The organism is Paenibacillus glycanilyticus (assembly GCF_030161375.1).
Classification (GTDB): domain Bacteria; phylum Bacillota; class Bacilli; order Paenibacillales; family Paenibacillaceae; genus Pristimantibacillus; species Pristimantibacillus glycanilyticus_B.
The window spans coordinates 196,674-222,922 of sequence record NZ_BSSQ01000018.1 but is presented as its reverse complement, the minus strand read 5'-3'; the positions used below and the strand labels follow the sequence as shown (position 1 = coordinate 222,922).

The 26,249-nt window shown below is 51.7% G+C and carries 24 protein-coding genes; 13 read left to right on the top strand and 11 right to left on the bottom strand.

Annotated features, from left to right (window positions below; translation table 11 throughout):
• The first annotated feature begins 87 nt into the window (after window positions 1–87).
• Window positions 88–561 (top strand): MarR family winged helix-turn-helix transcriptional regulator, encoded by a 474-nt coding sequence (locus QQK89_RS23550; protein WP_284241130.1) that lies wholly within the window; start codon window positions 88–90, stop codon window positions 559–561.
• Window positions 562–581: 20 nt separating this feature from the next.
• Window positions 582–950, top strand: a complete 369-nt coding sequence (locus QQK89_RS23545) for a VOC family protein (protein WP_284241129.1) — start codon at window positions 582–584, stop codon at window positions 948–950.
• 52 nt (window positions 951–1,002) lie between these two features.
• Here the strand turns inward: QQK89_RS23545 and QQK89_RS23540 are convergent, their stop codons facing one another.
• On the bottom strand, window positions 1,003–2,013 hold the full coding sequence (locus QQK89_RS23540) for an S-layer homology domain-containing protein (RefSeq protein WP_284241128.1): 1,011 nt from the start codon (window positions 2,011–2,013) through the stop codon (window positions 1,003–1,005).
• A 284-nt stretch (window positions 2,014–2,297) separates the two neighbouring features.
• Here QQK89_RS23540 and QQK89_RS23535 point away from each other — a divergent pair, with 284 nt between their 5' ends.
• Together QQK89_RS23535 and QQK89_RS23530 are read left to right on the top strand one after the other, a co-directional pair.
• Entirely contained in the window at window positions 2,298–3,053 is a 756-nt protein-coding gene (locus QQK89_RS23535; protein ID WP_284241127.1) for an IclR family transcriptional regulator, read from the top strand.
• A 19-nt stretch (window positions 3,054–3,072) separates the two neighbouring features.
• Window positions 3,073–3,795 carry an MBL fold metallo-hydrolase gene (locus QQK89_RS23530; RefSeq protein ID WP_284241126.1) on the top strand — a complete coding sequence of 241 codons (723 nt, stop codon included), beginning with the start codon at window positions 3,073–3,075 and terminating at the stop codon, window positions 3,793–3,795.
• A 17-nt stretch (window positions 3,796–3,812) separates the two neighbouring features.
• On the opposite strand, the gene QQK89_RS23525 is transcribed toward QQK89_RS23530, so the two are convergent.
• From QQK89_RS23525 to QQK89_RS23505, 5 genes are all read right to left on the bottom strand, one after another.
• Window positions 3,813–4,502 (bottom strand): carbonate dehydratase, encoded by a 690-nt coding sequence (locus QQK89_RS23525; protein WP_284241125.1) that lies wholly within the window; start codon window positions 4,500–4,502, stop codon window positions 3,813–3,815.
• A 184-nt stretch (window positions 4,503–4,686) separates the two neighbouring features.
• Complete coding sequence (locus QQK89_RS23520; protein WP_284241123.1) at window positions 4,687–6,786, bottom strand: CocE/NonD family hydrolase; 2,100 nt, start codon at window positions 6,784–6,786, stop codon at window positions 4,687–4,689.
• A 12-nt stretch (window positions 6,787–6,798) separates the two neighbouring features.
• The gene (locus tag QQK89_RS23515) at window positions 6,799–7,959 is read right to left on the bottom strand and encodes a dipeptidase (RefSeq protein ID WP_284241122.1); all 1,161 of its coding nucleotides are present in this window, start codon (window positions 7,957–7,959) and stop codon (window positions 6,799–6,801) included.
• Window positions 7,960–7,971: 12 nt separating this feature from the next.
• A complete protein-coding gene (locus QQK89_RS23510) occupies window positions 7,972–8,949 on the bottom strand; it encodes an ornithine cyclodeaminase family protein (protein WP_284241121.1) in 978 nt (325 codons plus the stop codon).
• Window positions 8,950–9,066: 117 nt separating this feature from the next.
• A complete protein-coding gene (locus QQK89_RS23505; RefSeq protein WP_284241120.1) occupies window positions 9,067–10,227 on the bottom strand; it encodes a GGDEF domain-containing protein in 1,161 nt (386 codons plus the stop codon).
• Between the two features lie 180 nt (window positions 10,228–10,407).
• On the opposite strand from QQK89_RS23505, the gene QQK89_RS23500 reads away from it, so the two are divergent.
• The 4 genes from QQK89_RS23500 (at window position 10,408) to QQK89_RS23485 (ending at window position 12,697) form a co-directional block, all read left to right on the top strand.
• The gene (locus QQK89_RS23500; RefSeq protein ID WP_284241119.1) at window positions 10,408–10,692 is read left to right on the top strand and encodes a hypothetical protein; all 285 of its coding nucleotides are present in this window, start codon (window positions 10,408–10,410) and stop codon (window positions 10,690–10,692) included.
• A gap of 14 nt (window positions 10,693–10,706) precedes the next feature.
• Window positions 10,707–11,648: an FAD:protein FMN transferase gene (locus tag QQK89_RS23495; RefSeq protein ID WP_284241118.1), complete on the top strand. Its 942-nt coding sequence runs from the start codon at window positions 10,707–10,709 to the stop codon at window positions 11,646–11,648.
• The gene (locus QQK89_RS23490; RefSeq protein WP_284241117.1) at window positions 11,632–12,249 is read left to right on the top strand and encodes a ferric reductase-like transmembrane domain-containing protein; all 618 of its coding nucleotides are present in this window, start codon (window positions 11,632–11,634) and stop codon (window positions 12,247–12,249) included. Before QQK89_RS23495 ends, QQK89_RS23490 begins: the two co-directional genes overlap by 17 nt.
• A gap of 160 nt (window positions 12,250–12,409) precedes the next feature.
• Window positions 12,410–12,697 (top strand): hypothetical protein, encoded by a 288-nt coding sequence (locus QQK89_RS23485; protein ID WP_284241116.1) that lies wholly within the window; start codon window positions 12,410–12,412, stop codon window positions 12,695–12,697.
• Window positions 12,698–12,816: 119 nt separating this feature from the next.
• On the opposite strand, the gene QQK89_RS23480 is transcribed toward QQK89_RS23485, so the two are convergent.
• Window positions 12,817–13,698: a LysR family transcriptional regulator gene (locus QQK89_RS23480; protein ID WP_284241115.1), complete on the bottom strand. Its 882-nt coding sequence runs from the start codon at window positions 13,696–13,698 to the stop codon at window positions 12,817–12,819.
• Window positions 13,699–13,808: 110 nt separating this feature from the next.
• Here QQK89_RS23480 and QQK89_RS23475 point away from each other — a divergent pair, with 110 nt between their 5' ends.
• The 4 genes from QQK89_RS23475 to QQK89_RS23460 all read left to right on the top strand — a co-directional run bounded on the left by QQK89_RS23475 (window position 13,809) and on the right by QQK89_RS23460 (window position 17,724).
• On the top strand, window positions 13,809–15,086 hold the full coding sequence (locus QQK89_RS23475) for an adenylosuccinate synthase (RefSeq protein WP_284241114.1): 1,278 nt from the start codon (window positions 13,809–13,811) through the stop codon (window positions 15,084–15,086).
• 79 nt (window positions 15,087–15,165) lie between these two features.
• Window positions 15,166–15,408 (top strand): H-type small acid-soluble spore protein, encoded by a 243-nt coding sequence (locus tag QQK89_RS23470; protein ID WP_349816742.1) that lies wholly within the window; start codon window positions 15,166–15,168, stop codon window positions 15,406–15,408.
• A gap of 133 nt (window positions 15,409–15,541) precedes the next feature.
• A complete protein-coding gene (locus QQK89_RS23465; RefSeq protein ID WP_284241113.1) occupies window positions 15,542–16,723 on the top strand; it encodes a hypothetical protein in 1,182 nt (393 codons plus the stop codon).
• 71 nt (window positions 16,724–16,794) lie between these two features.
• Window positions 16,795–17,724 carry a DMT family transporter gene (locus QQK89_RS23460; RefSeq protein ID WP_284241112.1) on the top strand — a complete coding sequence of 310 codons (930 nt, stop codon included), beginning with the start codon at window positions 16,795–16,797 and terminating at the stop codon, window positions 17,722–17,724.
• A 17-nt stretch (window positions 17,725–17,741) separates the two neighbouring features.
• Here QQK89_RS23460 and QQK89_RS23455 read toward each other — a convergent pair whose 3' ends face one another.
• The 4 genes from QQK89_RS23455 to QQK89_RS23440 all read right to left on the bottom strand — a co-directional run bounded on the left by QQK89_RS23455 (window position 17,742) and on the right by QQK89_RS23440 (window position 24,859).
• Complete coding sequence (locus tag QQK89_RS23455; RefSeq protein ID WP_284241111.1) at window positions 17,742–18,287, bottom strand: HD domain-containing protein; 546 nt, start codon at window positions 18,285–18,287, stop codon at window positions 17,742–17,744.
• A 128-nt stretch (window positions 18,288–18,415) separates the two neighbouring features.
• Window positions 18,416–22,303: a discoidin domain-containing protein gene (locus QQK89_RS23450; RefSeq protein WP_284241110.1), complete on the bottom strand. Its 3,888-nt coding sequence runs from the start codon at window positions 22,301–22,303 to the stop codon at window positions 18,416–18,418.
• 324 nt (window positions 22,304–22,627) lie between these two features.
• Window positions 22,628–23,404: a glutamate racemase gene (murI, locus tag QQK89_RS23445; protein ID WP_284241109.1), complete on the bottom strand. Its 777-nt coding sequence runs from the start codon at window positions 23,402–23,404 to the stop codon at window positions 22,628–22,630.
• Window positions 23,405–23,494: 90 nt separating this feature from the next.
• Window positions 23,495–24,859, bottom strand: a complete 1,365-nt coding sequence (locus QQK89_RS23440) for a TrkH family potassium uptake protein (protein ID WP_284241108.1) — start codon at window positions 24,857–24,859, stop codon at window positions 23,495–23,497.
• Window positions 24,860–25,078: 219 nt separating this feature from the next.
• On the opposite strand from QQK89_RS23440, the gene QQK89_RS23435 reads away from it, so the two are divergent.
• A complete protein-coding gene (locus QQK89_RS23435) occupies window positions 25,079–26,212 on the top strand; it encodes a tyrosine-protein phosphatase (RefSeq protein ID WP_284241107.1) in 1,134 nt (377 codons plus the stop codon).
• Window positions 26,213–26,249 lie beyond the last annotated feature (37 nt).

The window sequence follows — 26,249 nt, the reverse complement described above, 5'->3', positions numbered from 1 at the left end:
TTCAAAATGATCAGAAAAATTAGTTGCAATAACATTCTATCTGGCATAGAATAAAAAAATAAATTAGTTGCAATAACATTATATTGGTTGGGAGGAACTAAACTGAGCGAGCATTGGACTAACAAGCATGAGCATGCATCAGAGTCGCATGGCCAGATGATTTCGGCGATCTATCGCCATATGCAGGTTTATATTTCGGCGGAACTAGCTTCGTACCGGATTGGAAGCGGGCAGTATATTTTTCTGATGGCTATCGCTTCCGGGGAACCGATTACGCAGAAAGCGTTAAGCGAGAAGCTGCTTATCGATAAGACCACAACAGCTAAAGCAATCGCCAAGCTGGAAGCGGAAGGATACGTGCGCAGGGAGCCCGATCCGGCGGATAACCGGTATCATCTGCTCTATCTCACGGATGAGGGGCGCGAGGTGGCTCCGAAGGTGCAGGAAGCTTTGAACCGAATCAAGAGCAAAACCAAAAAAGGAATTAGCGATGAGGAATACAGCCTGCTATTAACGTTGTTAAAAACCGTGCTTCATAACTTGACGGATGAAGCCAATTAACGCTGGGGAGGATGATAAGCATGATCGTACAGCCTATTATCGCAGTGGACAATTGCAAGGATGAAATCCAGTATTATCAACAGGTGCTTGGCGGGGAAGTTGTTATTTTGCGGAGGCAAGGGGAAGACGTGCTAAATGCCGATTTGAATTTCGACGGGGCAACGATTAAGTTCTCGGATGTAAAGGCGGCTAAACCGGCAATGAGGGGCGATTACGTCAGGGTATTCCTGAGAATCGACACAGAAGAAGCGTTTAGACGAATCTATGAAGAGTTTGGGGCGAGCGGATCGATTCATACGGAGATGTACGAGGCTCCGTTTAACGGTTATTTGGCGATTGTAAGCGACCGGAACGGCGTATCATGGGTGCTGTCTTATTATCGGGAATGATAAATGAAATAAAACAACGGTACGGGAACTTCCCGTACCGTTGTTTATGTTGTTATACAGGTTGGCAAATAGGATCCTCAGGATACAAGATGCAGTCTGGCAATTGGCCGCCAGGTCCACCACCGGTTTCGCCGCCAGGTCCACCACCGGTTTCGCCGCCAGGTCCACCACCGGTTTCACCGCCAGGTCCACCGCCGGTTTCACCGCCAGTTTCGCCACCGGATCCACCACCGGTTTCACCGCCAGTTTCGCCACCAGTTTCGCCACCAGATCCACCACCGGTTTCGCCGCCAGTTTCGCCGCCGGATCCACCACCGGTTTCGCCGCCAGTACCACCGCCGGATCCACCACCAGTTTCGCCGCCAGTACCACCGCCGGTTTCTTCACTTGGAGACGGTGACGGTGTATATGTCGGTGTAGAAGTATGCACCGGAGTTGGCGTAGGCGTTGGTGTTGCCGCCGGTGCGACTTGCTGTTTAGCCTCATAGGCACCGGTAAGAAGCAAGTCTCGTGTAGCATTGGCTTGTCCGCCGAACTTTCCGTCAGCGCCATTTGCCAAAATCTTTAATTCGAGCGCCATAGCGACGTAACCTTGCGCCCAATCGGAAACGGTAGAATCCGTACCGGTTTTTGTTTTTGCCTCGTCGTTTTTGCCGAGAGTACGGACTAGAAACGTCGCCAGTTGTTCTTTGGTCACTTTGCCGGCTGGATCGTAATTGCCTGCACCGATACCATCGGTTACTCCGGCTGCCTTAATAGCCTCAATGTAAGGAAGCGCATAACCGTTTGCAGGATCATCCCCCTTCACATCTTTAAAGCTCGATGTTGTTGCATCAGCCTTGAGATTTAGCACAAGGGCAGCAACCTTCGCGAACTGGGCGCGGTTCATTTCCTCCTTCAGACCAAAGGTCGTGTCGGATACGCCGTCGAAGATTCCCGCGCTGATCATCGCATCGAATTTGGCTTTTGTTGCCGCATCCAGATCCTTCAAATCCGTGAAATCAGAAGACGTCTTGCTAGCGGCAAAGCTGAGTGACGCGTAAGAGCAGAGAAGTATAGCCAAAGCGATGCCTGCAATTTTCTTTTTCATTACGTTCATTCCTTTCCCCTTGGAATTTAACCCTCGCCAATCTTGCAAAAAAAAGAAAAAGACCATAAATTGGTTCTTTTTTATTTATCGGAAATTAATGCGGTTTCATAAATATAGAAAGTCGAAAAATGTAAAAAAAACTTGGTGAGTTCCAGTGAACATGGGGCGACACCTGGTTTTTTTCACATACTGAAACATGGGGCTATTTCTTTGAATTAGAGTAGCGAATATTTTATGCTGATAATGAGGTGAGCCTAATGCCTGATTACGAAGTTTCGAGTTTGAAAAAAGGACTGCAAATTCTTAATTTGCTAAAAGATAACCGTCGCCTTAATCTCACGGATATCGCGAAAGAGATTGAAGTGAACAAAACAACCGTGTTTCGTCTGCTGCACACGTTGGAAGAGATGAAATACGTCATCAAGATGGGCAAGGAGTACGAGTTGCATCCGATGCTTTTTGACGGAAAGCCTTCTTTCAGAGAAACCATCAAGTGGTCCAAGCTGCAGACCCTTTGCCGTCTTGGAGAAGAAGTGAAAAAGGATGTCTTCGTAGGCACTCTGGACGATGAAGGGACGGGCATCCACGTACGCCAAGTCTATGAAGCGGAGATGGGACAACTAGTCGACCGGCCGTTAAACGGCGTGGTGCCGGCTTGTCATACCGCAGCGGGAAAGGCTCTTCTTGCCGAGCTGAATCGTTCCGAGCAACTTCGCATATTCGAACATATCGATCCGAGGCAGGCCACCGGCCATGCGTTTACGGATCCTGATTTGTTTGTTCGCCATCTGGATGCCATTAGGCAACAAGGGTTTGCGACGGATTACGAGGAGCTCCATGCGGGAGTGCAGTGTATCGCGGCTCCTTTGTTTTACGGGGAGAAGGTGGTGGCTTCCATTGCGGTGGCTTCCGCGCGGCATGAAGCAAGAAACTTAACGGGGAAAGTTATTCAGGCTGCTAAAGAGATAACGGCAGAGATGAATGCCTATTCCAAATCTGCCGTGAGAGATTGATAAAAAAGGAGAGATGTTCATGCGAGTAGCGGACGGATTAGAGATGCTGGAGATTGAGATGAAGCTGGCGGGACGCACGATGATGATTCATCCCGTAATTGTTCACGATGAGGACAGTTGGACGCTCATTGACGCGGGAATGCTCGGTAATGCGGAGGACATTCGTACATACGCGGAAGAAGCGGGCATATCGGATCGGCCGCTGCGGCAACTTATTCTTACTCATCAGGACATTGACCATATCGGCGGGTTGCCTTCTTTTCTCGAGGAGGAGGGAGCTAAGTTGCCTTTCGAGGTATATGCCCATGAAGCGGATCGGGCTGTCATTGACGGAGAGGCGCCGCTCCTAAAGTTCCCGGCAGACCGGTTGGAAGCCGAACTTGGCGCTAGACTAGGCGAGGTGAGCGAGCAGTATAAAAGAGTATTCAGCCGGCCTGCCAAACCAAACGTTACCCGTTTGATGGCGGACGGGGAGACGCTGCCGATTGGCGGCGGACTAACCGTTATTCATACGCCCGGCCATACGCCGGGACATGTCAGCTTGTATCATCAGGCAAGCAAAACGCTAATTGCGGGAGACGCGCTTGTCATTCACGAGGGCAAGCTGCTGCCGTCATCCCCTTATTCGACGGTGGATATGGAGCAGGCGCTCCGTTCGGCCGATAAGCTGAAGGACCTCGACATAGAAGCTGTCATCTGTTATCACGGCGGCTTGCTGCAAGGACCGGGAATCTCCTTTTAGGAGTGCTCCCGGTTTTTTTATTTCAGCAGGTTTGCGTGGTTATAGGAAATTCCGCAAGAGCAGCGGTGGCTGCCAAACATGGCATGATAGGAGGGAGGGAATTCCTTGTTAACCCGGATGACCTGCTCGGCAAAATCGACGGAATCCTTAGGTACCGCGCCAAGGGAATCGGCTTTTTCCTGCGTATCGATATGAGCTCCCGGCGGAACAAAACGATTCGGCGCGACCCGTACGCCGTTCGTGACAATAGCATCCATGGAAATATAGCAACCGCGTCCAACGTAGGCGTTAAACACAATAGCTTTGAAGCTCACGAACACGTCGTCTTCGATAAGGCATGGACCGTGAACGATAGCCCCGTGGGCGATGGAAACGCGGTTGCCGATGTAGATGGAGCACGGAATATGGCCTGCTTGGATTGTTTGGTTGGCTAACCCATGCAGAATAACGCCGTCTTGAATGTTCGTATTGGAGCCGATGAAAAAAGGCGTTCCTTCGTCGGCACGCAGGGTTGCGCTCGGAGCGACAAACACGTTATCGCTGATATAGACATCCCCGATTACGCATGTGAAAGGGCTAAGGAAGGCCGATGGATCGATGCGGGGAAAACGTTGCACGGGATTAACCGATGTCACCGGGTTGGGGCCTATAAACCGGGTGAAGGCGTTAAAGGGGCCGGATGGGCAATAGGGATAATAAGCGGTCATGGCATATTCACCTCGTGACGGGAATAGGAATTGCTCTCTTCCATAGACTATTCGGAATATAGGCTAATGTCACAAGAACTTGATGCTTAGTGGTCTTACGCGGCCGAGAACCAAGCGAAAATGGGGAGGATGGAGCGACTTAACAGAAGAAGAGGCTGCCCGCGGGGGCAGCCTCTTCTTGCTGTTAAGCTTCCAGCACGGGAAGCAGAACGTGGCTTGGATATTGCTCGGAGTGATAAATCGTCTGCGTAGCAGGGATTGGCTCCGGATCGTCGTACGGATTCAGGCCCGTATTCGAATTCGGGAACGCCACGAACTTGCTGGACGACGTAACCGAGAAGCGAATCTGGTGACCGGCGGGGAACTGGTGCGCGATATTCGGCATGAAAATATCGAACGGCTCCACTTGGCCCGGCGTCAGAAGCTCCGGCTTGTCGTAGCCGCGGCGGTATTTCGCGCGGACAATGTAGCTGGACAGCAGGATCGAATTGTCTGCTTCATCCACGTCGCTCAGCGCCACTACCCAATCGGTATCTACCGCTGAGCTTGCCGCATAAAGCACGGCCGACAGTTCGCCGGCAATCGTAACGGGCTGCTCCAGCTTCTCGCTTGTATAGCAAAGCACATCCTGGCGCAACTCGATGGTGCGGCGGTTCTCCGGAATACGCTCCCCGGAATCGACAACCGGATCGGCCGGGTTGTAGACGTACGCATCCGGCGGGCCTTCTTGCTGCGGACTCCGGAGAGTCAGCTTGCCGTCGCCAAAGGCCGAATTGGCCCGTCCGCCGCTGCCAAGATAGAACGGAGTAACCGTAGCTTCGGCAGGCGTCCAATCTTCGGAGGTGCGCCACTTATTCTCGCCAACCACATAATAGCTGGCGCGAGGCTCTTCGTTAATGCCGTTAGCGACGCCTTTCAAATAATGATCGAACCAGCGAAGGATATTTACGTCATAGTCGTAAACGACGGCATCTTCTCCGAAAGCCGTGCCTTCCAGGTCGCGCGCGCGGTTAGGACCGTGTTCCCAAGGGCCAAGCCAGATCTTGCGGTTAGGGACATCATGCTCGGTGAGCAGACGCCATGTCTCGGAGACGCCGGGACTGTCGCCGTCGTACCAGCCGGAGATAACGAACATCGGCGCCTTGATTTGATGCGCGCGCTCCGAATGGGTGCAATTTTTCCAATACTCATCGTATTCCGGATGCTCGCTCCAGAAGTCCCACGGGCCGGAAGCTTTCCCGATCATCTGCTGCGGAATTTCGCGGATCGGCCGCGCTTCAACGGCTTTGGCAGGATCTACCGTAATGCCGCCGAAGATTTGGAAGTCCGTCCGGGTGCCTACCGATTGGGCAAGCGTCCAGGATAGCAACGGCCAAGAGCAGACCGTGCCGCCGCGGCGAACGGTATCGACAAACGGCGAGCCGACATTTACTTCGTTCACGACGGCTTTCAGATTGGGATGACCGCTTGTGGATGCGGCCATGACCACGTAACCGAGGTAGGATGCTCCCCACATGCCAACATCGCCATTCGACCATTCCTGGGAAATAATCCAGTCGATCGTATCGCTTCCGTCTTCCCGCTCATAGTAGAACGGGACAAGTTCGCCTTCGGAATCCGCCCGTCCACGAACGTCCTGGTTCACGACGGCATACCCTTTGTTAGCCCAATGAAGGAAGCTTTCCTTGCGCAGGTTGCGGTCGTAGCAGGTGCGCACGAGAATCGTCGGCAGACGCGTGCCCGGCTGAATGCCCTCCGGCAAATAAACATCCGTTGCCAGCTTCAAGCCGTCTCTCATCGGAATGAGGAAGGTGCCTAGATCATTAACCCCGTATTTGGACTTCGACAGGTGAGGATCATCGTACACGACAAGGGGAGTGAGCTTCTCCATTCCTTCCTGCACGATGATTTCCATCCCATAGCGGTTCGGACAGAGAAAAGCGATAATGTCGCCGCCGAGCGTGACGATATCAACCGCCGTATCGCCGCGTTTGGCCCATACCTGCGAGGTGCGGCCTTGCTCATCCGTATAGGCGAGGTGACGGTGATACGTTTCGCCGTTAGCGGTAACTACGCGTTCTCCGGACCATTCCGTCTGACGGTAGACCGAGAGCTTTTCGCGGATCTTTTGCAGAGGTAGATTGTATTTTGCCTGAGGATCCAGTACATGCTCCTGCATCTGCGTTTGCCTTCTGCGATCGACTCTCGCATGCATCACTTTATCTTCGGTAAAACGAACTTTGCCTTCATAAACGCCAGCGACATAAAAGTTATAGATCGTCATTTGCAGCTCCTCCTATCCCCACACCTGTTCGAAAATACGCATCCAGTTGCCGCCGATGATCTTGCTTACTTCTTCATCGGAATACCCTCTGCCAACAAGGCCGCGGGTGAAGTTGATAAACATGCCGTATTGTTCAAGACCTGCCACTAGCTCGGTGGAAGGACCGTCCCCTTTGGCAAAACCAAGCTTCGGCGCAATATGCTCCTTGAAATATACAAGAGACCAGTCGACGTCGCTCATCGGCCAATCGGTGCCAATTCCCACATGGTCAACGCCTACGAGACGCACGATATAGTCGATATGATCCAGCACATGGTCCAGCGTGGTAGCCTTCGGATCGCCGTGAACGAACCATGGCATGGCGAATACGCCAATGACGCCGCCCGTAGCGGCAATCGCGAGAAGCTCGGCATCGCTTTTGCAACGGCGGTGAGGATAGACGGCTTCTACGCCCGTATGGGACGCGATGACCGGTTTGGTCGACAGGCGGCAGGCGTCGAGCGTTGTTTGCTCGCCGCAATGGCTTGTATCCACAACGATGCCAAGCTCGTTCATCTTGCGGATGAACGTCATGCCGAAGTTGGAGACGCCGCCGTTTGCCAGCTCCATGCAGCCGGAGGCAATGGCGTTCTGGTTATTATAAGTTAATTGAAGGACCCGCAAGCCAAAACCGTGCAGCGCTTCAAGAAGGTCGAGGTTTTTGCCGAGCCCGGTCGGGTCTTGCGACGTGACGATGCCGGCCTTCAGCCCTTTGCGCTTAGCTTCGCGAATATCTTCTGCCGTGAGCGCCTTGACCAGCCAGTCGAAGCGGTCGAATTGCTCCTGCACTTCGCCCATGCTTGTCATAATGGCTTCCGTGCTGGACAAGTCCACTTCGCGGTTGCCGGCCGTAATGCCGGAGCGGTACCACTCCTCCTTGAAGGCAGGCAGCTCGCCGCGAACGGACATTTGCCTCAGACGTTTGGCCGGAAGGGCGCTGTAGGCCATCGGATCGTCCTTCAACGATTCGCACTCTTCTTTAATTTGCGCCGATACTTCCGGCGGAACAACGCCAGGGGATAAAGGACCCTGGAACAGCAGGTCAATGACGATGCTGCGTTCATGAATGTCCTGAGCCCGCTGTTCTTGCTCAGGCGTCAGGTTGAAATCGTACAGTCTTTGCTGTTCTCCCATGATGACACGCTCCTAGATGTCGATTGTAGTACCTTTGCCTTGCCGATAGGCTTGCTCGTACAAATAAGCGGCTGCGGCCAAATCTTCTACGGCCAGCCCTAGAGATTTGAACAGAGTAATTTGCTTGTCCGACGTACGGCCTTGCGCTTGCCCGAGTAGAACCTCGCCAATCTCGCCTACAATATGCGCCGGACCGATGGCACCCTCCCGAAGGGGGATGAGATAATCGCCGGCTTCGTTCACGGCGGATTCGCGGCGGTCAACATAAAGCCGGGCCTGCTGAACCACGCTTGTGGCTAGTTCCCGGTCCGGCGCGCGGCATGCGCCAACGGCGTTGATATGCGCGCCTTCCGGAATCCATTCGCCTTCGAGCACCGGAATTGTAGAAGAAGTGAGGGTGCAAATAATATCGGCCTCTGCAACGGCTTCCCGCGCAGTATTCGCAACTTCGATAGTCAAACTCGGATACCGATCGCTCATGGACGTCCGGAATTTATGCGCATGCTCCTTATTGGGGCTCCATACGCGCACCTGCTCAATCGGGCGGACAAGCAGCAAAGCTTCCAGATGGCTCCGGGCTTGCTCGCCTGTGCCAATTAACGCAAGAGAACGCGAGTCTGCTCTGGCGAGCAGCTTGGTTGCGGCGGCGCTGACGGCGGCCGTGCGAATCGCCGTTACTTGACGGCCGTCAACAATCGCGTTTATCGCGCCGCTTGTCGCGTCAAACAAGGAGATAACCCCTTGATGCGAAGGCAAGCCGCGGTCGTGATTATGCGGGAATACGCTGATCAGCTTCGCTCCGACGATCTCCTGCCGGAGAAGATAAGCGGGCATTAAGCCCATTAAGCCGCCTTCGCGGACGGGAACTACCGACCGAAGCTGCTGCTCGGCTTGTCCGGCCGAGAGATCTTTTAACACATCCTCCATAAGAGGGATGCAGCTGTCCATCGTTAACAATTCGGATACTTCATGACGGTCAATAACTAACATGCTCAGTTCACCTGCTTGCTGCCGAATATACAATCCTTATTATTTTACCTCAAAAATAAAAGAGAGTGTTACCGGGCCGGACAAGAAATAAAGAGCCTGCCGGATTAGGCAAGCTCTTTAGCTGATCTGACTTCTGGCTATGCGGTTGCGTCCGTTTCTTTTGGCGGCATATAGGGCTTGGTCGCATCTCGTGTACAAGGTTTCCATGCGCGTATGCGGATCCGGTACGAGAGTGAGTACGCCTATGCTGAGGCTATACGGAACGGGAAGATGGCTTGGAGCGGTTTCCAGCGTAAGCTTGATCTGCTCGGCCAGATGGCTTGACTCCGGTTCGTTCCGGCCGGGCAGCAATATGCCAAATTCGTCTCCTCCATAACGGACGAACAAATCGTTGTTCCCCAATAGCGGCCGGATACGCCTAACGACGTCCTGAAGCACAAGATCGCCGGTGTGATGGCCGTAGTTATCGTTAATGTCCTTAAAGGAATCGATATCAAACAGAAGATAGGATAGGTGCTGCCTTTTTTTGGCGCACTGTTCCAGTAAAGGCTTGGCGCCCGAGGTAAACATTCTCCGGTTCAAAGCGCCGGTCAGATCGTCGTAGCTGGCGTATTGAAGCAATTCCTGATTCGACTTCTCCTTCCATAACAGCAGAAATCCCATAATCCCCAGAATCGTAAGAATAAACACGCTCACTAGATAAATTAGCTGGTAAAAGCCTGGCGTAAAGAGGCTGACGGAGGTATCGGTAAACGACGCGGTTGCTGCCCGGATCAGATTGGCCGCAACAACAAGCAAATAAGCGTAACCCATTACTTTCATTAAGCTGGATGGACCTTTGACCATGCGGTAAGAGGGTGCTAGCAAAATGGCAAGAAAGAGAGAGCCGCAGATGATCCGCCATTCCTCGCTGTTATGGACGAGAATGACAAGCTGGAACCCTGCAATGCTGAAGAGGGCAGCCAGCAGGTAAGGCGTTCGGAATTTGCGTTGCCACTCGTTCCTTAACCTCAATAAAGCGATACTCTCCAGCGCAGCCCCGATAAACATGAAGGAGTTCGCAACGGCAATCGAGAGAAAGTCGGGAATCTCTCCGCGCACAACGGCCAGGAACCAAGCGGCGGACTGCAGGCATTTGGCCATAAAAAACGTTCGGACCGGCAATTCCTTCAGCGCGTCATGCCAATAAGCGCCGATCAGAATAAACGTAAATAAATAACCTGCTCCAAGAAAAATAGTAATCATAGTAGAATCAAGCGTTATGTTAATGATCGTCACCAGCCTGCTGTGAATAATATCCATTAAATCCGATTATAGCAGGAGGAGGGAAACGGTTGAAAGGCTAGAACTGTAAAAAAATAGGTCTAATTTCGTATATTTTATTTCAGTTAGATTTAAGGAATAGCAGATACACTAATAAAAATAGGAAAATAGATGCAAGGTAGGAGGTTAGATTACATGGCGAATCCCAAATGGGTGAAATGGGTTGTTGGCATCTCCAGCGTGGCGTTATTTACGGGCATGGTTGGCGTCATTAATCATTCTTCCGCGCCATCAACAACAGCTCCGGCGAGCAGCGATGTGCTTAACAGCGGTCCATCGGATGAGAATATGCAGGGAGACGACAGCGCGGACTCCTTCCAGCAAAGATCGTTTGGCGGAGGCCGCGGCCGCGGTTTTGGCTCGGAGTCGGGCGCGGGTTCGGGTTCATCGGATGAAGGTATGCGGACGCATGCCTCGTAGGAAGGGGCATGGTCATGGCTTTGCATAAATTTTTTGCAATGAATACGCCGTTTTTCACCAACGGACTTCCTCCTGGCGCGCAGGAGATGGCGGAAAGCTGGTTCGCTGCCGTTGAAGGGAAGCTTAGCCGGTTCAATCCGGGCAGCGAGTTATCTTTGCTGAACTGCTCCGCGGGACAACCTTTCATCGCTTCCAGCCTGCTCTATGAAGCAATCGCAGAGGCGAATCGTTACTACGATTCAACGGAAGGATTGTTTAACCCCTATTTGGGTCATGTGATCCGTCAGCTTGGTTATTCGAAATCTTTTGAGAAGCTTGCGCAGCCGGCAGAGGACGGACCGGTCGCTCCAGCCTTGCCATATGATTGCGCGGTTCCCGTTACGCTGCATGCGGATGCAAGTTCCATCGCCTTACACCCGAAGGTGTCGCTTGACCTTGGCGGATTTGGCAAAGGGTGGAGCGCCCATCAGCTATCGCTTATGCTCCAACAGGCCGGAATCCGTTCCGGTGCCATAGGAGCGGGAGGAGATATTTCGTTATGGGGAGTACCGGATGCGGGCTGGACGGTCAGTATTGGAGATCCGTGGGACGAAAGCCGCGATGTAATGACGCTGCGGGTGAGATACCCTGGAGGAATTGCTACCAGCAGCACGGTTAAAAGGAAGTGGACCGATCGTTACGGGCAGTCGCGCCATCATATTCTTCATCCCCGTACCGGCTTGCCGGCCGTATCCGATCTGGCACAGGTTACTCTGTTTGCGCCCGATCTGGCAGATGCGGAGGTCTATGCGAAATGCGTGCTGATCCTCGGCTCGCGGCAAGGGTTTGAATGGCTGACCGGGCGATATCCCGCATGCGCGGCCATAGGCATTCTTCATGACGGCTCCATCCGGAAGGTTGGCGCAATCGGCCAGTATGTAGAGGAGGGAGGAATCCGGTATGAATGCGGCTGTTGAGGCATTAAACGTATGGACGACGACGCGCGCGTCGGGTATTACCTCGTATTTGTTCCTGTTCCTGTCGACGGTGGCCGGTATAACGATGGGCTTAAGGATCGTCAAAAACAAAGCCAAGCCAATCGTTCTCGCCATTCATCAATCGACCGGCTGGTTTGGCTTTTTGTTCGGGATGATTCACGGTTCGGTGCTCGTGTTTGACGAATATGTCGGTTACTCGCCGGGGGAGCTGCTCATTCCGTTCACGGCGCATTCGCATCCTATTCTGACCGGAATCGGAACCTTGTCCTTCTATATGACTTTCCTAGTTATTCTATCCAGCGATCTCATGAAAAAGCTCGGCAAAAAGCTATGGAAAATGACTCATATGCTGGCTTTCCCCGGTTATTTCATGGCTCTCTTCCACGGCCTGTTCATCGGTTCGGATTCTCAATATCCATGGGCTATAGGGATGTACGGGGCGACCGGAGCCATTATCGCCGCGCTCACGGCGTACCGGATTTGGACGGTTACCAAGGGGAAAGGGAAGCAGGAAACTCCCCGCAACATGCGGCTGCCCGATCGCAGGGTTAAGCCGGCAGCGCTTGACAACGTTGAATAAGTACAGCGCTGACGCGTATTGGAATAGACCCTGCGGGGTCTTTTTTTATGGCATTTTTCGATAATATGCGAGTATACAGGCTATTGAAGGAGACAACTTCGGAACCTCCTGCATAAAATGTAAGCGTATCACATTCCTCGAATTTTGGAGGTGACGAATAGTGCTAGGATCATTAACGCTTTGGATGGAAGTTGCTATGTGGGTTGTGCTTGGTTCCATGGGTGCTAACTTATTGGTAGATCTGTTCAAGATGGTAACAGGAGGAAAGTTCTCGACAGACTTTGTATTAGGATACTTGAAAGACTTGCTCTACTATGTGCTTCCGCTGCTGCTTCTTGCCGGACTTTCCATGATGGACGTAACGGGCTGGGTTGTTCTGGTCGGTTATTACTTGGGCGCGCTCGCTGTGCTTTTGAAGTATCTGATGGACTTGAAAGGAAAACTATAAAAAATTTTCGGATGCAGCAGTCCTGGGCAAGCAGAATTAGCTGAGCATCTGTGGATAGGATAGGCCGGGACTCCTGCGGGAGGGTTCCGGCCTTTTAGTTCTTTTATCGGCGAAGCAGATCACGGCAAAAGGGCAAGGAAGGAGCGGGTCGCCGCAGACTGCGGAATTCCCCGCAACGTTGCGATTCCGATCTTACGCTGAGGGAACGGCTCTGTCAGAGGGATTTCAACCAAGTCGCCTCTAGCTAACTCTTCTTCGACATAATCGCGGATAACAAAGGCGAGGCCAAAGCCGCTCCTGGCAAATTGGACGAGCAGGTCCACGCTGCCAAGCTCGAACTCCGGGGCGAAGGTTATGCCTTGCGATGCCGCATAATCATCCAAATAACTTCTCGTAAGGCTTCCTTGTTCGAGCAATAGAAGCGGAAATTGACTTAGCTGTTCCAACGAAAGCGGAGGACCTTCCGCTATTGCCCGATAGCTTTTTCCTCCTACAAAACAATCTTGCAGAGGCGAGCTTTCGCGAATGGCAATTTGTTTGTCGGATACGGGCAAGCTGACGATGCCGAAGTCGATTGCGCCTTCTTTAAGCAATGCAATGGTTTCGGGGGTGGTACGGTTCGTAACGCGGACGCGGACGCCGGGGTACTGCTCATGGAATTGCTCGAGATAAGGCAGCAAAAAATGTTTGCATAACGTATCGCTTGCGCCAATCGCTATCTCTCCGGTGTTCAGGTTATTCATCTCGGCAATCGCTTTCTCTCCGATCTGCACGGATTGGAAAGCCTGCTCGATATAGGCCAGCAGCACGGATCCTTCCTTGGTTAAGGTAACTCCCCTAGGCGTTCGGAAGAAGAGTTGTCCGCCAAGCGTGCTTTCAAGCTGTTTGACCGTGTGGCTGACGGCAGGTTGCGTAATATGCAATTGCTCGGCGGCTTTCGATAAACTGCCGGTCCTCGCAATCCAATAAAAGACGCGGTACCACTCCAGATTCACTTCCATAGGTATTCCTCACATTTATATCGGATATTAGTAATATGAATTATTCTAATACACTTCCGTTGTTTTATCATTAGGTTTGTAAGACAAACGATAGAGCGGAGGTTATGTTTATGACAGTAACGGCAATCGTAGGCGCCAATTGGGGCGATGAAGGAAAAGGGAAAGTGACCGATGTATTGGCAGTAAAGTCATCGTATGTCGTTCGTTACCAGGGAGGGAGCAATGCGGGCCATACGATTATCAATGATTTTGGCAAATTCGCGCTGCACATGCTTCCTTCCGGCGTATTTTACCCGGACGTGACGAATATCATTGGGCCGGGGACGGCGCTAGACATTGGGGTGTTGCTGAGTGAATTGGAGGAGTTGTCGGCAAGAGGAGTTCCGGCCCCCAAGTTAATGATTTCCGATCGGGCGCAGATTGTCCTTCCAATACACCGGCTGCTTGATGAGCTGGAAGAGCAAAGGCTGGGAAGCAACAGCTTTGGCTCAACGAAACGTGGGATTGCTCCTTTTTACGCGGATAAATATTTGAAGGTAGGCATTCAGGCTGCAGATTTGCTGGATCCTCTCCGGTTAAAAAATCGGCTGGAACATGTGCTTCAAAGCAAAAACGTGCTGCTTCAGCATTTCTACGGCCAGCCGCCGATTCAGGCGGAAGCTTGGATGCCGGAGCTGCAAGAGCAAGCTAAGCGTCTTGCTCCCTATATAGGAGATACCACCTCATTGCTTCATAAGGCTTATCGGCGCGGCGAGAACATTTTGCTGGAGGGACAATTGGGGGCGCTTCGCGATCCGGATCATGGAGTTTATCCGTTTACGACTTCTTCCTCAACGCTTGCGGGTTATGCGACGGTAGGCGCTGGGCTGCCGCCTTATGCCATTGAGGAAATCATAGCGGTGACAAAAGCTTATTCCAGCTGTGTAGGTGCTGGTCCATTTGTATCGGAGCTATATGGAGAGCAGGCAGAGGAACTAAGAAAACGCGGCGGAGATGCAGGAGAATATGGCGTAACAACCGGAAGACCTAGACGTGTCGGTTGGTTCGACGCCGTGGCTACGCGTTATGGCTGCCGGATGCAAGGGGCGACATCCGTTGTGTTAACGAACCTCGATGTCTTAGGCTACTTGGATGAGATTAAGGTATGCGTCGGCTACGAAACAACAGGCGGAGTCATGGAAGAGTTCCCTATAACGTCCAAGCTGGAAGGCGCAACGCCTGTCTTTAAGACTTTGCCGGGCTGGAAGTGCGAGATCTCGGATGTTACCGATTACGATGAACTGCCTGATGCGGCTAGACAATACATCGAATGGATGGAATCGGAGATTGGCGTACCGATTAAGACGGTATCCGTTGGCCCAAGACGCGATCAGGTGATTAACCGATAATCGGCTGAGTAGTCTGGATGCATATTCCAATCCTTCTCCGCTCATACTTTAATGAGTTTGAAGCAGAGGAGGAATGTGCATGGATTTGAATCGGGCTAAAGAAATTGCAGCCTCCCCTATTATGGAGGATGTCCGATTAAACGGTGCCCGGGTGTATATTCAACACGTGGATGAGGCGACTGAAACGGCCCGCATCTATTCGCTTGACGAACCCGATAACGAAATGGACGTAGCTGTTCGCAGCTTGCAGGAACTTTCGTCCATGATGGGGATGGAAGTAGATCAGGTCGCCTGCCGGGTATCGGATATCGGAGCAGAATAGTAGCATATGAAGAACAAGGCATGGCGGATGACCGCTATGCCTTGTTTTTTTTGAGCCAATAGATTGAAAGAGAGTATTTGATCGATTACTATAAAAGGTAATATTTTACTATTATAGACGAGGGGCGAAGAGAGTGGGATCCTCCTTCACAAACATCCAATTAAAAGCAGTTGAGACGTATACCCATCAGCAAATATGCCAAGCTATCACGGAGTTGATGGGAAGAAGCTTGTTTGAGAGAGTAGAAGAGCCGGGAGATCGGAGTATTGTCATTTCTTGGGACGGGACTAGCCCGTGGGTCGCCATTTATGATCAGTTCAGCGATGAAGGCGATCAGGAGATGCTGGATGCCATGGCAGGCTCGTTGGCTGAAAAACTCCGTACTTGCGCCGTTAGCAATGCCGTGTTTGACAGCGATCTATTATTGATGAGGCTATTCGACCAAGGAAAAGCCGTAGACCTCTTTGTGAACGATATCGATATGTATAACGAATATTCTAATCAGAAGCGCAAGAGACAAGGGGTACCGTCGAAATGGGCTTCTCTACGGGAAGGCACTACAAAAGAAGAGATAACCGGAATCTGGCAAGGGGAGCCCGTATTTGCGGAAGATACGCTCTGGGAATTGTCCGCGCTGTACGGCTGGAACACAGACCGGTCCTGTACGGGCTTCAGATACAAGCAGAGTGACGGCTGGTTAGAAGGGGATATCGTCTTGCACTTTAAGGATAATAATCCCGCGGATGAGCTATTTGAAGAGAGCAGTAGTCTGACTCAATTGGAGCTAAGCTCCTATCAGCCGTATGTGGACTGCACTACGAAGTCGGAAGCATCGGTATACTTCTACTATGTAAACACGGGGCAAGCTGCGGCGGGTTTGACCATTACCATGTGGGGAAGCGCTATAAGCGATGATTGCTTGGGCAGCATGGAGGCAACCGTTATTATGCAGGATGGCACGAGGCTAATCGGTCAGCTGGAGGATATTCAATTGCATTACCCGGACCAGCCGGAACATCATTTTCCGGGAAAAATACTTCGCTTCGACGAGGCGATGCTTCCGGGAGGAGTTACGCTTCTCAGAGAAGCCGCTACTCCAGTTGAGATGAGTCAGCTAATGGAGAGGAACGGCCAGAGCCGGATCATGATGAAATACTTGTGCAAGCCGGTAAGAGGCGGCGTTTATGACTGGCATTTTGCAGTGAGGCCCAACACGGCTCCCCAGAACGGGGTTGTCCATGGTACGAAATTATTTATAGACATCCCATTTGAGGAAGCGAAAGCGCTAAAAAAAGAGCATGGATTTTATGAGTAAATCCGAGATTTACTTTTAGGAAGTCTTGTGATTAGATGATGTAGCGAGAATACAGCTGGGAGAGACCAATCATGAGACAACAAGCGCAATTGAAATCAAGCTTACTACTATTACTGGCCGCTTTTATTTGGGGATTCGCCTTTGTCGCGCAGCGGCAGGGGATGGAGCATACGGGGCCGTTTACTTTTAATGCCGTTAGATTTATTCTTGGCGCGGTTTCCTTGCTGCCGCTGATCTGGATTATGGACCGGCGTTCAGGCCAAACCAAGGAACAGGTTCGTACTTCTTACAGAAGCGCTTCGCGTTACGGGCTGTGTACGGGACTTGTGTTATTTATCGGCGCATCTCTGCAACAAGTCGGGCTGATGTATACGACCGCCGGCAAAGCCGCTTTTGTTACGGGATTATATATCGTGATCGTGCCGTTCTTCGGCTTGTTTCTGAAGCAGCGGCTAGGCGTGAATAGCGCAATTGGGGCCGTGCTGGCCGTTATCGGACTTTATTTATTATGCATGACGGATGATCTGACGCTAGGAAAAGGGGACTTATACGAGCTCGTGGGCGCCTTTTTCTGGTCGGTGCACATTCTGCTGATCGATCGTTTCTCCCGCAAGACGGATGGGCTGAAGTTGTCGCTCGTGCAGATCGTGACCTGCTCGGCGTTAAGCTTTATCGTTGCTTTTGCTACCGAGAAGGTTGAGTTGTCGGGCTTATCCGACGCTATTATTCCGCTGTTGTACGGCGGGATTTGTTCGGTAGGCATCGCGTATACGCTACAGATTGTGGGGCAGAAAAACGCCCATCCGACCCAAGCGGCCATTATTCTAAGCCTGGAGACGGTGTTTGCCGCGATCGGCGGTTATCTGCTGCTGGACGAAGTGCTTGGCGTTCGTGCCGGGATCGGTTGTTTGTTTATGCTGGTTGGCATGATCGTGCCGCAGCTTCCCCCGGTGAAACGGAGAGTCGTCATTTCCAGCGGGAAAAAGAAAAAGAGTGCGTGAAGCGGCGCACTCTTTTTTTATTGAAAGAAATCATTGACTTCGTTAATGAATTCGGTGAACAGCGGATGCTGCTGGTTGTCGTGGGCATTCTCGAATGCGGAGGCCAGACTCGTATAGTACCAGGCTTGCTTGGTTTTGCCCCGCTTGAATCTAGTCCAAAGCTCGGGTCCAAGCGTTAAGGAATCCCGTTTCATGCTCCGAAGATTATGTAATTTGTCCGCGCAAGCTACGAGGCGAACTTCAAGGGGCTCGGCAGGGAGGTTTGCGATCGTATGGGTTTTTCTCTCTTCCCAGCTTAACGTTTTGTCCGGTTCGGAGCAGGCTTTCACGATTGCCGTGATTTCGGGGCCAAACGCCTCAAAAAGCTGCTGCTCGGTTACCTCGGTATCTTCCAGTACATCATGCAATAAGGCAGCTATAATCGCATTTTCGCTGCAATGGTAGGAGGATAAAATCATGGCCACGCCGTAAGGATGGGAGATATAAGGCGTACGGGACCCTTTGCGGTATTGCGATTGATGCGCGCTTGCGGCAAACTCAATGGCGATATCTAGTCTATTCATGTCATCAACTCCTGTCCTTGTTTATGTTGATACTATGTTAGTATACAGAATTTATGCGGATGAATCCGTTGAACGATGCGAAAATGCCCTCCCGGTCAATTGACCGAGAGGGCATTTCCCATTGCTGTCTACCAGTTATTCCCCGATACTCGCGTAACGGTGAAGTTAGGACTTGCGGCTTCGCCGTAAACCGCGGCAATGCCCGGGTTGTTGACCTTCACGTTGGTGAAGCTTGCTCCGCCGTAAGCCGGGCCTTGGCCTTGCTCGGCGCGGAGGACAAGCTTAATGCCATAACGAGTCGGGTTGTTGATGTTGACGTTCTCGACGCGGATATTTTGCATGACCATGTTGTTTGGTGACATGGATTGGAACATGAGACCGAAGTAGACCGGATTATTGATGTCGACGTTCTTAATCAGAATATTCTTGATCGCACGGTCGCCGCCGTAGACCCAAATCGCGCCAAAGTTCTGGTAATCGTTAATCTTGTCGTCAGCGCCAACGCTGGTCCAGAAGTCGCCGCCCGTACGGTCAAGCGTAGCTCCGTCAATAACGGTATCCATATCGCCGAAACCAAGCGTGTTATAACCAAAGCTGTAGCTGCTGATTGTAATGCCCGGATACGTCAGCGTATCTGCTCCGTATAAGTTCTGGAACAGGTTATCCGAACCGCCGTATACGGCAAATGCAGCGGCGCGGCGTACGTTGGTCGCGGTCAGGTTCGTATATTTGTTGCCCACGTTGTAAGAACCGCCGGAATCCGTAGCACTGAACAAGGCAAACGAGTCGTCGCCCGTACCGCGCGCATAGTTGTTGTCGATGACGTTGTACGAAGAACCGTTGGTCATGTTGATGCCGTCAGCGAACGTGTTCTTGATCCGGTTGTTCTTGAACGTGTTGTAGGAGGAGTTAACGCCCCAGTACAAGCAGATGAAATGTTCAACCCAAATGTTCTGAACGGTTACGTTCTGCATGCCGTTGCCGTCAATAAATTTGCCTGGCCCGTCTGTCCGGTAAATGTAGTTGCCCCATGCGGACAGGTCCCGAATGGTGGAGCCGTTTGCGGCCGAGCTGATGTTGAAGCCAACATCCGTATTGGATTGATCTTGAGGAGCAACCAGCTTCGTATACCAAGGGCCGGCTCCGATAATTTCAGTCGCCCGTCCGTAGAGATAGATTTTGCTGGAAATCGCCCAGTTGCCGGCAGGGATGTAGATGCCTTTCTTCGTTGTGTCTTGTCTGAATTCGTTCAGCGCCTGTTCAATCGATTTGGAAGAAGACACGGCCACGTATTTCGTTGGATCCGGATTCGCTTGCGGAGGCGCGACATTCTCGGTCTCGAGCAAGTCGACGTAGATCCAAGACACATCGCCGGCATCCTTCTGGATTTTGATCTTGGTTCCCGCAGGGTACACCTGATCAAGCATCAGTTGCGCGTCTTCGTAGAGCCAGTAAGCCGTTAAGCCGGCTCCCGGCGCATTGTCATAACCTAGGCGCCCAAGCGTGCTTGGCGTTGCGTACAGGTAAGAGAATTTGGATGAAACATTAAATTTGCCTTTGTTTACCCCGTCCGCATAGATGCTGACAGTACCGGTTATGTTCTCCGCAACTGCATTGCGAAGAACAAAGGCGTTCGCTGGCGAAGTCAGCGTAAACTCCACATATTCTCCTGTTGCGTCCAGGTAGACGGATGATCGGCCGGAAGCTTCGCCGGCATAGTCGCCAGGTTTGAAGTTAGGGGCCAGCTTTGTGCCGTTTGTTGCATTGGAGGAGGACTCTGCCTCAATGATGGTAAACGGCATATTCGCTCCGCGGCCCGAATAGAGGCTAATGGCATTGCTGTTGTTCGTTTGTTTCGTGCTTACTTCGCTGCCGTCAGCGGCGACTGTCGTTGTTACCGAGTAGCTTCCGTTCACAGCTGTCCATGTGCCCATCGTCACGTTAACCGATTGGCCTGCCGCAAGAGATCCGGAGTAAGAGCCGTTCCAGGTTTGAACGGTTGCGCCGGATGCGTTCTTCAAGGTGACAGTAATCGGGTGAGCGCCGCTGGCAGAAGCGATATTGCCTTGGTTTTTCAGGTTTGTTGTAAATGCAACCGTGTTGCCCGCGCTTGGATTGCTAGGATTCCAGGTCGTCGAAACGATCAGGTCGGAGCTTTGCACGGCCGCAACGGTAATGCCTGCCGTGTTGCTGTAGCTGTTGTTGTTATTGTTCTGCTCAATAACCGTATTGCTCTCGTCGACCTTCGCGCTAACCGGGTAGTTACCTGCGTTTTTGGCTCCGGCATTAACGGATACCGTAGCTGTAGCATTAGCGGCGAGTGCAGCTACAGGCGCTGTGCCTACAAGCTCGCTGCCCAAGTAGAAGTTTACCGAGGAAGCGGGAGAGTTGGCGTTGCCGATATTTTTCACGGTAGCGTTAAGGGTAATGGCGTCTGTCTCTACCGGATTGGCTGGCGTCCAGGTCATGCCTGTAATCGTCAGGTCCGGGTTCGGAGCAGGCGTGCCGTAAATTTCGAATTCGGCTACTTGACCGCCTGGCGCTCCGGAGTTGGCTGTAATGTTCAATTGAACTTTGCTAGCCGTTGCGGTGACGGGAATAGTGACCGAGTTGCCCGAAGCCGGGTTAAACGTATAGGACTGAGCGCTTACGAGGTTGCTGAATGTTGAAGTCGTCTGATTAGCGCCCAATACTTGAATCGTTTGCGTGCGCGTGCTCCAATCCGTGGCTGGGTTCAGCTTCACGACTACGGAAGTAATATCATGGTTGGCGCCTAGATCAACAGTCAATTGGCTCGGATTGCCGCCGCCTTCCCAGTAAGTAGAGGTGCTGCCGTCGTTGCCGTTAGCTGCCACATACGTGAAGGTTGAAGAAGAAGCGGTAATCGTCTTGCCTAATGCTACGTTCGAGCTTGTAGGAGGCGTTGGTGTAGGAGTTGGAGTCGGCGTTGCAGTAGGTGTAGGCGTAGGTGTAGGAGTCGGTGTAGGCGTTGGTGTAGGTGTAGGCGTTGGTGTAGGTGTAGGTGTAGGAGTTGGTGTCGGCGTAGGAGTCGGTGTAGGTGTAGGTGTAGGTGTAGGTGTAGCCGAAGCCGCCACGGAAATCTGATCCAGGTTCATGTTGCCGGAATCGGTTGCGTCATATTTGTAGGCGATGGTGTTGTTGCCTGCATTAAGGGTTAACGTCTCGGTCTTGGTTCCCCAGGTATCCCAGTTCGCCAAGCTGCCCAGCGAGGTTTGACGGATCTTGGTGCCGTTGACGTAAATGCTCAGAGTACGAGCAGCGCCTTGGGCGTTTGCGTATTTCAGCGCGACATCATAGCTGCCGGCCGATGCCACGTTAACGGTAAAAGCGGTGGAAGCGCCTTGCGTCCAATAGCCGTCAACAAAGCCCGTACCGGAGTAGCCGGTATGATCCGTGTTGACTTTGGCACCGCCTGACAATGCCGCGCTTTCAGCCTGATAAGTACCGGATGGCGGCGGAGTAACGGCTGCGCCATAGATTTCGAACTCGGAAATTTGACCGGCTTGCCAGCCCGTATTCGCTGTAATATTCAGACGGACGTAACGCGTGCTTGCTGCCGTGAAATTGATGGTGACGGAGTTATTGTTAACCGAAGGATTAAATGCATAATTGGCGGAACCAACAAAGTCTGTGAAGGTTGAGCCGTTGGTGCTCCCTTGCACGGCGAGGGTTTGCGTGCGCGTGCCCCAGCCTGCAGGGATCTTCAGAACGACTTGGTCAACGCTCGTGCTTGCGCCAAGATCGACTTGAATCCATTGCGGAAAAGCATTGTTCGTGCTTTCCCAGTATGTAGCCTGATTGCCGTCGGCGACGTTGCCGGCTACGTATACGTCGGCATAACCGCTGGCTGTTACGGTTTTGCCGATGGCAAGGTTGGTCCCGCCTGCAGCGGATGAAGCGGACGGATAAAGCGTAAGCTGCGAGAGCAGGACAGCAAGCGCCAGCGAGAACATGACAAACGGATTGTGCTTTAATTTTTTAGTTATTAAGAACATAAATTACCTCCTAAAAAGAATGATCACACAAACAGCTTCGCTGTTCGTGATGATTCTTACTTCGAAAGCAGCTGATCAATTATGTTGCGGGCAATAATTAATGCGCTTACAATTTAACGCGTAGTTACATCCATTCACCTCCTTGGCAACTATTTTCGCATCCATTCAGAGTCTGGCATGCTTAGCATAATCCACTTGCCTGTCTGGCTGAAGACGTAATCCTACGATGAACATGTGCAATTCTATGAATCCGCGGACAAAAATAAAGAAGCCGTCCCATTCCTCACGTTAGTGACGGATGGGGCGGCTTCTGCGTTGGATTTACTATAGATCCTGTTCCTTCAGGAAAGAAAGCGCGGAGCGCATCTTCTCGACGTAAGCAGCTTCCCCGCCGGTACACATGAACTGGACTTGTCCGCTTCCGCGTCCGGTTCCGATGCCGTAACGGCTCAGCATGGCGGTCAGGCGCCGGATCGTGCCGAGATTGCCGTTCACAATCTGAATATGCGGAGGCAATACCTCTTCCAGTATTCTCGTATAGAACGGGAAATGCGTGCAGCCAAGCACCAATATGCCGTAATCCATCAGATCGTAAGGAGCAAGCTTGGTTAGGAAATAGTCCCGAAGCACGCCCGGATCGAATTGAAGCGATTCGCAATATTGCACCAGCTCGGGCATTGGAAGGGAATCTACGATTCCGTCTCCGTCTACGCGCGACACCAGAGCGTAATACTTCGGCATGCGCAGCGTTAGGGGAGTCGCCCAGACGAGTACTTTTTTGCCCGTTGCGCGATTCATCTCCACGGCGGGCTTAACGGCAGGTTCCATCCCGATAATGGGAAAAGAATACCGCTCCCGCAGCTCGTTAATCGCAATGCTGGTTGCCGTATTGCAGGCCACAACCAAAGCGTCGATGCCTTCGGCCACCATTTGCTCAACGGTCTGAAGCACGAAGGAGCGCACTTCCTCTTCGGACTTGGTACCGTAAGGGACATGTTTGGTGTCGGCCATATAAATATAGTTTTCGGCGGGAAGGCGCTTCAGCGCTTCTGCCAGTACTGTAAGTCCTCCGAGTCCGGAGTCGAAAATACCGATCGTCATAGTCGAACGTTCCTATCGTATAGATTACACCCAGCATAACGCGATCCAGACGATACGGCAAGACTACGTACGGATTATTTTGCCCCCTGACTATCCCGTCATGACTCGTTCCATGGAATAGCGGAACTTCGCTTTCGCTTGTTTGCCGCCAATGATATAGAGGAAGGAGGTAAGTCCGATTCTTCCTATGAACATTAGCAGCATCAGAATGCATTTGGCGAAGATGCTCAAGTCGGGCGTAATGCCCGTCGACAGGCCAACCGTGCCAAAGGCGGAGCACACCTCCAATATAATGGCGGCCAGCTGATGCTCCTGGTCCGAGACGCTGATGGCGATGACGGATAAAGCGCACATCACGACCGCAAGCATCGTAATAGCCAGCGATTTCATAATATCGTCAGGATGCAGCTCCCGTTTGAACACGTTGTAATTCCGCCGTCCTCTTGCAAAATGATAGATAAACAGCATATTCAAGGCGAAGGTTGTTGTCCGTATGCCGCCTCCTACCGAGTTGGGAGAGCCGCCGATAAACATATAGACGCACATGAGCAGAAGAGTTGGCATCGTCAGATGCGTAATGTCCATTGTAGTTAATCCGGCGCTTCGGGTAGTCGTGGCCTGGAAAAAAGCATAGAAGAAGCTTTCATGCCAGGTTAAGCCCTTGAAATAATGATGCGACTCGAACAACAGAATAAGAATCGTGCCTAATGCGAGCAGGCCGAAATAAGTAAGACTCGTGATTTTGGCAAATAACGAAAAACGGAACGGCTGGTTCAAATCCAGCTTGTTGCGGGAGAGGAACGCTTTCAGCTCGAGCAGCACCGGGAACCCGATCGCCCCGAAAATAATGAGGACAATCGTGACGAGCTGGACGAAGTAATCGTCTTTGAACGGCATGAGCGATTGTCCCGTAATATCCATGCCCGCATTGGTTGTTGCGCTGACGGAGGCGAACAAGCCCTGCAGGAATGCTTCCTGCCAGGTCGGATAGTACTGCAGAAACCTCAGTCCAAAGATGACGGCTCCAACAAGCTCGGTGAGCAGCGTAATCTGCAAAATTTCCTTGACCAAATGAACAAGGCCGGATAACGCAAACTGATTATTATCGACCATAATCAGGCGGCGCTCTTTCAGGCCGATTTTGCGTCCGATCAGCAGCCAGAAGAAGGTGCTCATTGCCATAATGCCAATCCCCCCAAATTGCAAGGCGATCATAATAATGAAATAGCCAAATACGCTGTACGTTTCAGATACGTTTAGGACGGACAGCCCCGTATCGCTAACCACGCTGACTGCCGTGAATATCGTGTCAAAGATCGAGACTTCCACTCCGGGCTTATGAGCCGCTGGCATGCTTAGCAGAAGAATGGATAATAACACGGCAAATATATAGTAGCCGGTAATGACTTGGGCAGGCGATCGCCGGCTCACCCAGTTCTTTGGTTGTTTAAACATCCGCTAATTAATCCTCTCCGCTGTTCATCAGACTTACCCCTAATATGGATGAGTTTAACTGGAAATATGCGGGTTGCTGCTTTTACAAAACCTTTATCAAATTTTAAAATTGTCAAAATAATTCCTCCCTACAATAAGGACAAACATGCAACTTAAATACAACCGGAACACAACTGGAACACAATAATTACACAACTTATTTTAGGGGGAACTTTTTCAATGAAACTCAACAAAGTTTACGCAGCAACCGTATTGGCAGCATCTCTTGCTTTTGGCGCAGTAGCAGCTCCTGCAGCAAGCTTCGCGGCAACGCCTGCAGCGGTATCGCAGCACAAAGTACAAGGCGAATTCACGCAAGCAAGCGTTGAGCGTACGGCTGACGGCAAACTGAAAATCCACTGGAACTCGAATGCGGACCTCGGTGCCGTAAAGATCATGTGGAGCACTTCCCCGGACAATATCGCTAAAACCGGCAAACAGCTGAAAAGAACGATGTCGAGCTATAACGGTTACGTATCGGCAGATCCTAAGCCGGGTTCGCGCGTATACTTCTACATTAAGACAAGCAATGGCGCAACCATTACCGTTGCTGAACGCAAAGTAGACCTGCAAGGCGCTTTCAACATTCGCGATCTTGGCGGCTACAAAACAACTGACGGCAAAACGGTGAAATGGGGCAAGCTGTTCCGCGGCGAAGAGCTTGGCCATTTGACGGATTCAGATATTAAGACGATTCAAGAAATGGGTATCAAAACAAACGTGGACTACCGTACCGATGCAGAAGTAAAAGCAATGCCGGATCCGGTCATCCCAGGTATTAAAAACATCCGTACGGATGAAGGCAACGCAGGTTCGACTGCCGATCTGAACTCCATGATCGCTTCCGGCATGATGAAGGACGAAGCAAGCGCGGTTGCTATGATGGCCGGCTTCAACAAGCAAATGGTCGACGCGCCGAAGTTCTACGTTCAACTGATGGAACTGCTTAACGATCCGAACAACATCGGTCTGCTTCAACACTGTACAGCAGGTAAAGACCGTACGGGCCTTGGTTCCGCGATCATCCTCTTCGCGCTTGGCGTAGATGAGAAGACGGTAATGGAAGACTACCTCCTGAGCAACGTATACCGCGAAGAAGCAAACAAAAAAGCGGTTGAAGCCGTTAAAGCTCAAGTGAAGGACGAGAATGTCGTAGCTGCCATTACGGCGATGATGGGCGTTCAGAAGGAATTCCTGCAAGCTGCCATCGACGAAATGAAAGCGAAATACGGCTCGATCGACAACTTCCTTGAAAAAGGCCTTGGCATTACGAAAGCAGAACGCGCCAAGCTGAAAGCTATGTACACCGAATAAGTCGTAACAGCAAAGCCCGCCGGCGCCCTATGAGCCG